The organism is Avibacterium endocarditidis (assembly GCF_965138825.1).
In the GTDB taxonomy this organism is placed as follows: Bacteria; Pseudomonadota; Gammaproteobacteria; order Enterobacterales; family Pasteurellaceae; genus Avibacterium; species Avibacterium endocarditidis.
Window position 1 is genome coordinate 12,002 of sequence record NZ_CBCSDH010000004.1, and the last position, 12,028, is coordinate 24,029.

14 protein-coding genes and 1 riboswitch are annotated in these 12,028 nt (G+C 40.8%); of the genes, 6 read left to right on the forward strand and 8 right to left on the reverse strand.

Features of this window, described 5'->3' with window-relative positions; all coding sequences use genetic code 11:
• Nucleotides 1-99: 99 nt before the first annotated feature.
• The 7 genes from hpf to ACNAV8_RS03075 form a co-directional block, all read right to left on the reverse strand.
• Entirely contained in the window at nucleotides 100-420 is a 321-nt protein-coding gene (hpf, locus tag ACNAV8_RS03045; protein ID WP_103855469.1) for a ribosome hibernation-promoting factor, HPF/YfiA family, read from the reverse strand.
• Nucleotides 421-774: 354 nt separating this feature from the next.
• Nucleotides 775-2,142 (reverse strand): alanine/glycine:cation symporter family protein, encoded by a 1,368-nt coding sequence (locus ACNAV8_RS03050; RefSeq protein ID WP_103855470.1) that lies wholly within the window; start codon nucleotides 2,140-2,142, stop codon nucleotides 775-777.
• 102 nt (nucleotides 2,143-2,244) lie between these two features.
• Nucleotides 2,245-2,359: riboswitch (glycine riboswitch) on the reverse strand.
• A gap of 290 nt (nucleotides 2,360-2,649) precedes the next feature.
• Complete coding sequence (locus tag ACNAV8_RS03055) at nucleotides 2,650-2,916, reverse strand: GNAT family N-acetyltransferase (RefSeq protein WP_415777193.1); 267 nt, start codon at nucleotides 2,914-2,916, stop codon at nucleotides 2,650-2,652.
• A gap of 39 nt (nucleotides 2,917-2,955) precedes the next feature.
• Nucleotides 2,956-3,159, reverse strand: coding sequence for a DNA gyrase inhibitor YacG (gene yacG, locus ACNAV8_RS03060; protein WP_103855471.1), 204 nt, complete (start codon nucleotides 3,157-3,159; stop codon nucleotides 2,956-2,958).
• Complete coding sequence (gene coaE, locus ACNAV8_RS03065; RefSeq protein WP_103855472.1) at nucleotides 3,152-3,781, reverse strand: dephospho-CoA kinase; 630 nt, start codon at nucleotides 3,779-3,781, stop codon at nucleotides 3,152-3,154. Before coaE ends, yacG begins: the two co-directional genes overlap by 8 nt.
• 47 nt (nucleotides 3,782-3,828) lie before the next feature.
• Nucleotides 3,829-4,530: a prepilin peptidase gene (locus ACNAV8_RS03070; RefSeq protein ID WP_415777194.1), complete on the reverse strand. Its 702-nt coding sequence runs from the start codon at nucleotides 4,528-4,530 to the stop codon at nucleotides 3,829-3,831.
• The gene (locus tag ACNAV8_RS03075) at nucleotides 4,527-5,741 is read right to left on the reverse strand and encodes a type II secretion system F family protein (protein WP_415777195.1); all 1,215 of its coding nucleotides are present in this window, start codon (nucleotides 5,739-5,741) and stop codon (nucleotides 4,527-4,529) included. The genes ACNAV8_RS03070 and ACNAV8_RS03075 overlap by 4 nt, the downstream gene beginning before the upstream one ends.
• A 398-nt stretch (nucleotides 5,742-6,139) precedes the next feature.
• On the opposite strand from ACNAV8_RS03075, the gene manX reads away from it, so the two are divergent.
• From manX to manA, 5 genes are all read left to right on the forward strand, one after another.
• Nucleotides 6,140-7,123, forward strand: coding sequence for a PTS mannose transporter subunit IIAB (manX, locus tag ACNAV8_RS03080; protein ID WP_103855475.1), 984 nt, complete (start codon nucleotides 6,140-6,142; stop codon nucleotides 7,121-7,123).
• Between the two features lie 12 nt (nucleotides 7,124-7,135).
• Nucleotides 7,136-7,939 (forward strand): PTS mannose/fructose/sorbose transporter subunit IIC, encoded by an 804-nt coding sequence (locus tag ACNAV8_RS03085; RefSeq protein WP_017807082.1) that lies wholly within the window; start codon nucleotides 7,136-7,138, stop codon nucleotides 7,937-7,939.
• Between the two features lie 13 nt (nucleotides 7,940-7,952).
• Nucleotides 7,953-8,789, forward strand: coding sequence for a PTS mannose transporter subunit IID (locus tag ACNAV8_RS03090; RefSeq protein ID WP_017807081.1), 837 nt, complete (start codon nucleotides 7,953-7,955; stop codon nucleotides 8,787-8,789).
• A gap of 94 nt (nucleotides 8,790-8,883) precedes the next feature.
• Complete coding sequence (locus tag ACNAV8_RS03095; RefSeq protein ID WP_415777196.1) at nucleotides 8,884-9,438, forward strand: DUF986 family protein; 555 nt, start codon at nucleotides 8,884-8,886, stop codon at nucleotides 9,436-9,438.
• A gap of 2 nt (nucleotides 9,439-9,440) precedes the next feature.
• Nucleotides 9,441-10,652 (forward strand): mannose-6-phosphate isomerase, class I, encoded by a 1,212-nt coding sequence (gene manA / locus ACNAV8_RS03100; RefSeq protein WP_181021984.1) that lies wholly within the window; start codon nucleotides 9,441-9,443, stop codon nucleotides 10,650-10,652.
• A gap of 58 nt (nucleotides 10,653-10,710) precedes the next feature.
• Here manA and rnhA read toward each other — a convergent pair whose 3' ends face one another.
• A complete protein-coding gene (gene rnhA, locus ACNAV8_RS03105) occupies nucleotides 10,711-11,175 on the reverse strand; it encodes a ribonuclease HI (RefSeq protein ID WP_415777197.1) in 465 nt (154 codons plus the stop codon).
• An 81-nt stretch (nucleotides 11,176-11,256) separates the two neighbouring features.
• Here rnhA and dnaQ point away from each other — a divergent pair, with 81 nt between their 5' ends.
• On the forward strand, nucleotides 11,257-12,024 hold the full coding sequence (gene dnaQ, locus ACNAV8_RS03110; RefSeq protein WP_103854687.1) for a DNA polymerase III subunit epsilon: 768 nt from the start codon (nucleotides 11,257-11,259) through the stop codon (nucleotides 12,022-12,024).
• Nucleotides 12,025-12,028 lie beyond the last annotated feature (4 nt).

Here is a 12,028-nt window from a genome sequence, read left to right on the forward strand (position 1 = left end):
ATTTGATTCAGCCAACGAAATAAGGGCGGTATTGTACAATAAAGACAGTCTTAGACAAAGAAAAAGCCCGCAAAAGTGCGGGCTAAAATGGAAAAATTTTTAGTTAAATGAATCTTTTAAGCGTTCCTCTGCACGGCGAGATTCACTTTTATGTTGCAATTTATTGAGTTGGCGTTCGAGTTTTTCTTCTACTTCATTAATTGCTTTGTACATATCCTCCGATTCGCTACTTGCGAACAAATCACCAAATGGCGTGCCGATGGAGGCTTCCACCGCAAAGCCTTTTGGTACTTTATTTAAAATGAAATGAGGATTAATCAGTTGAGTTTGCCATTTTCCTAATTTAGCAAGTCTTTCTTCAATGTGAGCGCGGATTGCAGGGGTGATGTCCATTTGTTTACTTGTGATATTTAGAGCCATAGCATTTACCTCTCTTTTGATTGTAAGTATTTCTACTTATGTGAAACCTTATGGCTACAACATAGCTCTGTTAGGCGAACTTTTCAAGGGCTTTATTGAAGAATAAAAAAGAAAAATACAAATTTATGATCTAGGTAGAAGATTTGAAAAAAGGTACTTTCATTTTATGAAAAAGTTGCTATCATTCAGGGGTTAGTGTTTCTGAAATCCTCCCTTTTAAGCAATAATTTTCCATTCTTTACATAATATTTGGCTGAAGTGCAATCCGCTTTCCTTTTTTATTTTAGATAAAAAAAGCACAGTAAATGATCATTTTTACTGTGCCTAAAATAGCCGATGTCTATTTAACGTTTCCTAATCATCAGCATCTCGATGTGCAATGCTTAAACGTTGAAAATAGTTCCTAGTTTCTTCGAACACCACCTTGCGCAGACCAATTAAGGCGACAAGATTTGGGAATGCCATCAATCCGTTTACAATATCTGCCAAGATCCAAATGGTTTCAAGGTGAATAAACGCGCCACAGCCCACTAGCACAATAAAGATAAAACGGTAGAATTTTACCCCTTTCACCCCAGCTAAATAGACAAAACAACGCTCGCCATAATAACACCAACCTAAAATCGTGGTGAATGCGAAGAATAATAAGCCAAGGGTGACAATCGTACCGCCCGCTGCTGTACCAAGCCCTTTGGAGAACGCAAGATTAGTTACCGCCGCCCCTGCTTCTGGCGCTTGCCACGCCCCGGTTAGCACGATCACAACGCCTGTCATCGTACAAACGATAAGCGTATCTAAAAACGTTCCCGTCATTGAAATCAAGCCTTGGCGTGCAGGCTCTTTGGTTTGCGCCGCAGCCGCTGCAATGGGGGCGCTACCTAAACCTGATTCATTAGAGAAAATACCACGCGCCACACCCGATTGAATGGCTTTCATTACGGTATAACCTAATGCACCACCAAGTGCCGATTGCGGATTAAATGCGCTTTCAATAATCAAACTCACTGCTGCTGGCACTTGTTGCCAATTCAACACAATAATAATGATTGACGTTGCCACATAAAGCACGGCCATAAAAGGCACAACAATGGCTGCAACAGAAGAAATGCGTTTAATACCGCCTAAAATAATCGCCGCAACTAAAAGCGTGATAATGGGCGCCATAATTTCCACAGGAATATGAAAACTGTCCTGCATTGCGTGGGTGATAGCCTGCACTTGTGGGAATGTCCCGATGCCGAAAAATGCCACCAAAATCCCACAAATGGCAAACATTTTTGCTAGCCATTTGATGCCTAACCCACGTTCAATGTAGTACATCGGGCCGCCAGCAATAAATCCGCGTTTATCAATAATGCGATATTTCACCGCCAATAAACATTCTGCATATTTGGTCGCCATACCAAATAATGCCACTAACCACATCCAGAAAATTGCCCCCGGGCCACCAGCTTGTACGGCGGTTGCCACCCCAACAATATTTCCTGTTCCAATGGTAGCTGCCAAAGCGGTGCTTAATGCGGCGAAAGCAGACACATCGCCCTTGCCATTTTGTGCGCCTTTTTCTTTTCTAAATAAATAAGTTAAGGCTCTTGGCAATTGAAAAATTTGAATAAAACCTAAACGAAAGGTGAAATAAAGCCCTACGCCAGATAATAAAATTAACAGTGGCGGGCCCCAAATAAATGAATTAACTGATGATAATAATTCAGTGATTGACATTGAATGTTCCTCGTAAAAAATCTCGGTTTACAAGGAGGCGAAAAGAGTTTGGCGAATAGAAAAAAGACAACGCGAAGCCTCGCGTTATATCACCTGAAATAATCTCTTGCCCCTGTCCTTTTGCCTGAGCGTTTGAAAAACGATGAAAATTTCACCGCTCTTTTGCGCCTTCGGCGTCCATTTTGCAAATGCAATGGATCTCTCCAAGGGTTCGTCCAGTAACAGTCCCCGCTAATTTAATAGCACCTGAAAGATTTTACCTCGTCGGTGCAGGGTTAATTCCCTACTCTCCAGCTACCTTCATCCGAACATACTTTCGTAAAAAAGTGCGGTGGATTTTAGCAAGATAATTTTAATTTCTCAATCCTTTTGCAAAAATCGGGGGAATATCTAAGAAAATGGACAAGAAAATAGATAGGCAACAGACAGACAATTACCGCAACGGCATTTTAATCGCCCACCGTTGCTAAACAAAATTTGTGGTTTTCAATCAATTATTTAAATGGATTAATGCGCTTCACGCTGCCATTTTTTAGCAATATAGCTACAACTTGGCACTAAATTTAATTGATGTTCTCGCACAAATTGCACTAAGGCTTGATAAAGTTTATCCGCCACACCTTGCCCGCGTAAACTCTCTGAGACATAAGTGTGATTGGCATTAATGCTATGCGCATCAATAAAATAATAAGTGAGTTTTGCCACTTTTTGCCCTTGTTCATCAAGGACAAAAAACTCGCCATCTTGTGGATTGTGTTGATGTTGAATATTCATTTTTTCCTTTGCTTGCTTTCTTAAATAACTTTCTTTTAACTAGCCACGCCAATCTTCGCCAAAATGCTCATTCGTGGCAAAATCTGCGGTTTCACAGGGAATGGCTTTTTCTTCATTTGCCCATTCGCCTAAATCAATCAGCTGGCAACGCTTGCTACAAAAAGGACGATACTGGCTCTGCGGTGTCCAAGGCACGGATTTTTGACAGTGGGGACAAGGTACGGTAAAAATTTCTTCACCCATTATTTTTCTCTTTTTCCTTTGCAAATTGTAAATATTGGTGATGCAATTCTAACACTTTTTGCTGCAAATAAGGCAGATTTTGGCTTAATTCTGGTTCGTTATCCACCACATCATCGGCGACTGATAAACGTTTTTCTCGACTGACTTGCGATGCCATAATATTTTTAATCAAGGCAATGTTATTTTGATCCCGCTTCGCAGCGCGCAATAGCTGAGTTTCTGGCAGCACATCAACTACTAACACGCGATCACAAAATTCTGTCAGATCATTTTCGATCAGCAACGGTACAACCCACAATACATAAGGCGCTTGGCTTTGCGCAAGCTGATGTAGCATTTCACGCCGAATGGCAGGGTGAAGTAAATTATTTAACCACACCTTTTCTTGCGGACGCTCAAACACAATTTGACGCAAGGCTTGACGATTTAACTCGCCTGAATCAAGCAAAATAGTCTCGCCAAAATGTGCTGCAATTTCCGCCAGCAACGGTGTTCCTTTCTCCACCACTTCTCTTGCCACAATATCCGCATCAATAATTTCCGCCCCTAACTCGGCAAATAAATCCACAATGGTGCTTTTGCCACTGCCAATGCCGCCCGTTACGCCAACAATATAACTCATTTTTTCCTACCTTTATTTATTTTGCTAGAAATCATACGCTGTCTTTTTTAGCGAAGCAATAATAGGCTCAGGGCAGAAAGGCTTAAAAACGGCGCAAAGGGAATTTGTTGTGCAATTTGTTGTCCATCACGCCTGCACAATTTTTGTATGCCACAAAAAACAATGGCATAACAGCAAGCAAGAAAAACAAAGTGCGGTAGTTTTTGCCAGAAAATGCCTGCACCAAGTGCAAACGCTAGCCAGCAATCCCCTTCGCCTAACATTGTTTTGTGATAAACCATTTGGCTTATGTAGCAAATACTATAAAAAATTAACAAAATTCCTACCGCACTTGCTAAAGCCTGCTCCAACGAAAGCGGAATAATGTGCCAATGCACGCCAAGCAATATCCATAAGAAAAGCCAAACACATAATAACGGTGGAATCAATCGATAAAGCCAATCAATAATGCTGATTAAAATCACCAAGCTCAACCAAATCGCCCACCATAATGTGATATAAGGATCCGCATTAAGCTTGCTACATAAAGCAAACAATCCTGCAAAGGCAAAAATATAACACAAAAAACCACCGCACTTTTTATTCTGCCAAGAGGAATGTGGCATTGGCTTTTCTCTTTGTTGTGGCTGGAAAAGTTCACAATAATCTTGCCATACAGTCTGCGTTAGCCGTTGGGCAAAAGTGGCAATATACAAAAAGATAAGTAGCCCCACGAAGCTACCCAATAAAAATGTTGCAAGCGTTATCATTGGATCATCGATCCCATATTGAAAATGGGTAAATACATTCCTAGCAACACTGCGCCGATTAAGCCGCCTATAATGAGCATTAACATGGGTTCGAGTAATTGAGAAAGCAAATCCACTTGATGATTGAGATCTTGTTGATATTTATCAGCAATATATTGTAGCATTTGTGCTACCTGCCCACTTTCTTCACCAATTTTTAGCATTTGTTGTGCCGTCATTGGAAAGAAATCACTGGCTACGCTATCGGAAAATTTATAACCTTGATTGAGCCAATATAACGCTGTTTCCACCGCTTGATTTAGCACGGGATCGCCCGTATAAACTTGCTTTACCTGCCAGCTTTGCTGTTTCGGTAAAAAAGATTGCAATGCCATATTTAACGGCACGCCTGAACGCAACATTAGCGCAAGGGCTTGGCTAAAGCGAATCAGGCGGGCTAACTGAGTAATCCTGCCCAAAATTGGCATTTTATTGATACATTGATTTTTCCACTTTATTAGCTTTGCCGAACGCTTTAGACGAAAGCGAATAAAAAGCAAAGCCAGCATAAATAACAAAGCAAGCTGCCAAAAATGTTTTTGCAATCCTTCGGAAAGATGTAATAAAAATGTGGTAAATGCAGGTAAGCTAGCATTGTTATTGCCATACATTTCAGCAAATTGTGGCACGATAAAAATCAGCAACAACAAGGTCAAAAGCACGGAAATGCCCAGCACCAACATAGGATAAAGCAGGATTTTTTGGAGTTTTCGTTGCAGAATTAAGGATTGCTGACGATATTGTGCGATTTGCTCACACACTTGCGCGAGCTTGCCTGTCATTTCGCCCACTTGAATTAGCTGCTGTTCCTGTTGTGAAAAATATTTCCCCTGTTTTTCAATTCCTTGTGAAAAACTTAGACCACTTTCAAGATCTTCTATCAATCGCCCAAGCCAGAGATTTAAAGAAATCACTGTGCAATTCTGCAGCAATAATTGCAAACTTTGCTTAATTGGCACGGCGGATTTCAGCAGTAACGCCAGCTGGTTAATCAGTTCATACAATTCATTCGCTTTCGGTTTACGCGGAAATTGCCAGTTGCGTTGCAGCTTGATATTTTGCAACTGTCGTTGAAACAACGCTTGCCGCGCTATTTCAATATTCTCTGCTACGATCATACCTTGTTGTTTTTGTTGCAAAAAATTCGTGGCTTGCCAATTAAACAGTTTCATTATTCTTTCATTCATTGATGTATAGCGATTATCTTTCTTTAGCCTAGCGGAAAAAACTCACAAAAAAACCACCGCACTTTATTTTTACGATCAAGATCGCAAAAATAAACGTTCACCTTACAAGTTAAAAATACTCTGCTACTTTTTAAGCATTTTTTGTTGAGAAAATTCAATAAGATAAAAATTTATAAAATTTCACTTCAAAAATAATCAATATAGCACATCAAAAAAAGAATGTTTTTTAATCAAATAATAAAAAATATGATATGAATCACAATTTTTATTTAGTGCAGTGCAAAATCCGTGATCTTCATCACATTATTTTGGAGTATTTTCGTTTAGAATGCGCGCCTGATTTTATAGTACTTAAACCATAACCACTTGTATAAGGAGTCCTTATGGCTATTGCGATCATCATCGCAACACACGGTGTAGCGGCAGAACAACTGCTCAAAACGACCGAAATGTTGATTGGTGAACAAGAAAACGTTGCCACGATCGATTTTGTTCCCGGCGAAAACGCTGAAACGATTATGGCGAAATATCAGGAAAAACTCAGCACAACCCTATCACATTGTGATGAAGTCTTATTCCTTGTTGATACTTGGGGCGGCAGTCCATTTAATGCGGCAAACCGTGTATCGGAAGGCAAAGACAATATGGACATTGTTACGGGCGTGAATGTGCCAATGTTGGTGGAAACCTTTATGGCTCGCGATGATGGCCCAAGTTTGCAAGAACTCGTGGCAATCGCGTTAGAAACAGGTCGTACGGGGGTTCGTGCGTTGAGATATGTGGAAGAAGAGCCTGAGCAAGCACCACAAGCCGTTACTCAAGCAGCCCCTGCACCAAGCCAACCTGAAGTGGTTACACCAAATAAAGAAGGTCATCTTGTTGTTGGGCTTGCGCGTATTGATGACCGCTTAATTCACGGTCAGGTAGCAACACGCTGGACAAAAGAAAGCAAAGTTTCTCGCATTGTGGTAGTAAATGACGATGTGGCGAAAGATAGTGTGCGTTCAACAATGCTGAAAAGCGTTGCGCCACCGGGAGTAACCGCACACGTTGTGGGCGTAGATAAAATGATCCGCGTTTATAACAACCCTGAATATGCAGGCGAGCGTATGATGTTGTTATTCACCAATCCAACAGACGTGTTAAGACTGCTAGAAGCTGGCGTTGATATGAAATCCATCAACATTGGTGGTATGGCTTATAAAGACGGTAAGAAAATGATTACCAGTGCGGTATCTGTTGATGATAAAGACATTGACGCATTCAAAGCCATTGATGCAATGGGCGTGGAGCTTGATGTGCGTAAAGTATCAAACGATAGCCGTCAATATATGATGGATTTATTGAAGAAAAACAATCTTGTGTAAAGGATGAATATTATGGAAATTTCAACGCTACAAATTATTCTCGTATTTATCGTTGCCTGTATTTCAGGTATGGGATCGATTCTTGATGAATTTCAAACTCACCGTCCGCTTATCGCTTGTACCCTTGTGGGCTTAGTGTTAGGCGATATTAAAACGGGGATTATTGTGGGTGGTTCATTAGAATTACTTGCCCTTGGCTGGATGAACATTGGTGCGGCACTTGCACCTGATGCGGCATTAGCTTCTGTGGTTTCAACCATTCTTGTAATTGTGGGTGGTCAAGAAATCACTACCGCGATCGCTCTTGCCATTCCACTTGCCGCAGCAGGTCAGGTTTTAACCTATGTTGTGCGTGCAATTACTGTGGGTTTCCAACACGCCGCAGACCGTGCGATTGAAGATGGTAACTTGAACCGCTTAGACTGGATTCACTGCAGTGCCTTGATTTTACAAGCGATGCGTATTGCGATCCCAGCGTTAATCGTGGCTCTAACCGCAGGTACAGACGCAGTGCAAGCAATGTTAAATGCAATTCCGCCAGTTGTGACAACAGGCTTAAAAATTGCTGGTGGAATTATCGCCGTTGTGGGTTATGCAATGGTGATCAATATGATGCGTGCAGGCCACTTAATGCCATTTTTCTACGCAGGCTTTGTGATTGCCGCCTTTACTGATTTCAACCTTGTTGCCTTAGGTGTGCTAGGTGCAATTATGGCAGCACTTTATATCCAACTTCACCCGAAATACAACCAAAGTAAACAAGTGGTGCAAGTGGTTTCAAATGGCAACAATGATCTTGATAACAGATTAGATTAATGGGGTAAGAAAAATGACAACTGAAATGAAAAAAGTAACCCAAAGTGATTTAAATAAAGTGGTAATGCGTTCTAACCTTTTCCAAGGCTCTTGGAACTTTGAACGTATGCAAGCCCTTGGCTTTGCTTACTCAATGGTACCTGTTATCAAGCGTTTATACCCAGATCCAAATTCTCAAGAACGCAAAGATGCAATCAAACGCCATTTAGAGTTCTTTAATACTCAACCGTTCGTGGCTGCACCTGTGCTTGGTGTAACCATCGCAATGGAAGAAGAACGCGCAAATGGAAAAGAAATTGATGATGCGGCAATCAACGGGATCAAAGTGGGTCTAATGGGGCCATTAGCAGGTGTAGGTGATCCAATTTTCTGGGGAACAGCTCGTCCTGTATTCGCGGCACTTGGTGCAGGCTTAGCATTAAGCGGAAGTATCCTTGGCCCATTATTATTCTTCGTCTTATTCAACCTTGTACGTTTAGCAACCCGTTATTACGGCGTAGTTTACGGCTATAAGAAAGGGCTTGATGTGGTGCAAGATATGAGTGGGGGCTTATTGCAAAAACTCACTGAAGGGGCATCAATTCTCGGTCTATTCATAATGGGGGCGTTAGTGCAAAAATGGACAAGCATTAATGTGCCACTGGTGGTTTCCACCATTGAAAAACAAGACGGTACGATTGAAGTGACCACCGTGCAATCTATCCTTGATAGCTTAATGCCGGGTTTATTACCATTGCTATTTACCTTTGCTTGTATGTGGTTATTACGCAACCGTGTGAATGCCTTATGGATTATCGTGGGCATTTTCATCATCGGTATCATCGGTGCAGCAACCGGTATTCTTGCTTAATCGTTACTTAAACGCAGAATAATGCTAAAATTAAACTCTCCCCGAACTTTCGCGGAGAGTTTATTTTTTGTCTAATCAGAATACGGACGTTGCTATGATCAATACCGCTTTATTAGTTTTTATCATTCTTTATTTTTTATATGCTTTCTACGATCAATTCCTAATGGAAAAACGCTTTGGTGAAACCATCTTAAAAGTGCGTTTACGCCGTAAATCGAAAATCGAAGGCATTATTATGCTCGCATTGGTTGGTGTTGCTATTTATCAAGCGCTACCACAAGGTATCGAACCTTACACAATGTTTTTATTGGTAATGTTCGGTATTTTGATGATTTATCATTTCTTTATCCGCTTCCCTGTGTTTATTTTGAAAAAAGACGGCTTTTTCTTAAATAATCTTTATTTGCAATATGCTTATATCAATACCATTAATATTGGTGAAAATGGCTTTTTGCAATTAGTGTTAAAAAACGGCAAAGCCGTGCCTTTAGTGGCTGAAAATCCTAAAGATGTGGAAAAAATTCTACAATATCTCACCGATAGTGGTCGTATTTCGCAAGATCAAAATGCCCCAGAACAAGCTAAGCAACAAGCGAAACAAAAATCCACGGCAAATAAAAACGAAAAAAACAATAAAAAAGGAAAATAACAATGCTTTACCCATTAAATGGTCAGCTCCAGCATTATGTCTGGGGCGGACACCAATTTTTACCTGAGTTTCTCGGCATTCCAGCCGAGCAAAATCAATATTATGCCGAATGGTGGCTAGGGGATCACAGCTCTGCCCCATCAATCATTGAAGAAAATGGCACATCTGAGCCACTAAACGCATTTTTAGCGAAAAATCCCACCGCACTTGGGGAAGCAAGCCGAACTCAATTTGGAGATAACTTGCCTTATTTGCTGAAAATTTTAGATGTGAAACTGCCCCTTTCCATTCAGCTTCACCCAACAAAAGCACAAGCTGAAGCTGGCTTTGCAAGAGAAAATGCCCTAGGCATTGCCTTAAACGATCCAAAAAGAACTTACAAAGACAACAATCACAAACCTGAAATGATGATTGCCTTGTCTGATTTTTGGTTATTACACGGATTCAACACCAAGCAAGCCATTCTGCAAACCTTGCAAGCTCGCCCTTCTCTCGCCCCGCTCGCAGAAAAACTTGCACAACAATCCTTAGCAGATTTTTATGCCGACATTATGCAAGCCGACCAGCAAGCCCTTGCAGCTTGGCTCAACCCAATTATTCAAGCCAATCAAAGCGCTTATGCACAAAATCAGCTAAGCCTTGATAATCCTGATTATTGGGTGCTTTACACAATAGACGCAATGCAGATTTCTCCTGAAAAACTTGATGTGGGGCTGATCTGTTTCTACTTATTTAACATTGTGGAAGTGAAAAAAGGCGAAGGTATTTTCCAAGACGCAGGCATTCCACACGCCTATTTACGCGGACAAAATATTGAATTAATGGCCTGCTCCGACAACGTTATCCGCGGTGGCTTAACGCCAAAACACGTTGATATTGCTGAACTATTGAAAGTGATCGACTGCCGAGAAGTCGTGCCACAAATTATCCCTGTTGCACCAAAAAACGAGCCAGTATTCACTTATCAAACACCGGCAAAAGATTTCGCCCTCACCCAAGTGAGCTATCAACAAGCTGAGCAACACCGCTTACACGCACAAAGTGCCGAAATTTTATTGGTAATGCACGGCGAGCTAAAAATCAGCGCAAATTCCACCGCACTTTCTTTAAAGCAAGGTCAATCTGCGTTTATCAGTGCAGGTTCTGACTATTTAATAGAAGGAATTGAAGATGGGTATGCGGTGATTGCGAAGTTGCCCACTGAAGACAACTAAAATAAAAAGTTTACTTAGAATATTCAAAAAGCGGTGAAAGATACTTCATCGCTTTCTGCTATGAACGCTCATACCCCACATCTTCCAACGTTGGATTTTCTGCACCTTGTTTTGCGAGTTGATCGCAGATTTCGTTTTCTCGATGCCCGCTGTGTCCTTTCACCCATTGCCAATGTATTTGGTGTCTTTGTGTTTCATTATCAAGCAATAACCATAAATCTTGGTTTTTCACTGGCTTGCCTGTGCTAGATTTCCAGTTATTTTTTTTCCAATTAAAAATCCACTTAGTAATGCCATTTTTCATATATTGACTATCGCTATGTAGAGTAACTTGGCAAGGCTCTTTTAAGCTAGCTAAAGCCTCAATAACGGCTCTCAGCTCCATTCGGTTGTTTGTTGTTTTGAAATAACCTTTTGAAATTTGTTTTTCGTGCTGTTTATAACGTAATAGAATGCCTATGCCACCCGCGCCAGGGTTGCCTAGACAGGAGCCATCAGTGAAAATTTCAATATGTTTCAACATAAATTCAGATAAATTTTAGCTATAATTTTTTTTCAAATGGGGCGATAATACCGCAAAATTTAATAAAGAGATAGGAAAACTATGACGACTTCACTTATCCCTGAACGTCAAATTGTGCTAGATACAGAAACCACTGGTATGAACCAATTTGGTGCGCATTATGAGGGGCATTGTATTATTGAGATCGGTGCGGTTGAATTGATTAACCGCAAATATACGGGGCGAAAGCTGCATTTGTACATTAAACCTGATCGCCCTGTTGATCCTGAGGCAATTAAAGTTCACGGCATTACTGATGAAATGTTAGCGGATAAACCAAGTTTTTCTGAAGTGGCTCAAGAGTTTATTGAGTTTATTCAAGGTGCTGAGTTGTTGATTCATAATGCGCCCTTCGATGTGGGGTTTATGGATTATGAATTTGAAAAGCACAAGTGCAATGTGAAAACTAGCGATATTTGCACCGTTACAGATACCTTACAAATGGCTCGCCAGCAATATCCCGGCAAGCGCAATAGCTTAGATGCTCTTTGTGATCGTTTATATATCGATAATAGTAAACGAACACTACACGGTGCATTGCTGGATGCGGAGATTCTAGGCGATGTTTATTTAGCAATGACGGGGGGGCAAACAAGTTTGTTTGATGATACGGAAACCGAAGAACCGATACAACAGATTGAAGAAGAAGTGCAAATTGAAAGTGCGGTGTTTTTTTCACAAGATTTTACTGTGATTACACCCGATGCAGAAGAAGAGCAAGCCCATTTAGACTATTTAAAATTAATTAATAAAAAAAGCAAAGAAAATTGTCTATGGATAAAACGAACGGAGAATGAAAGCATACATTAGCGCT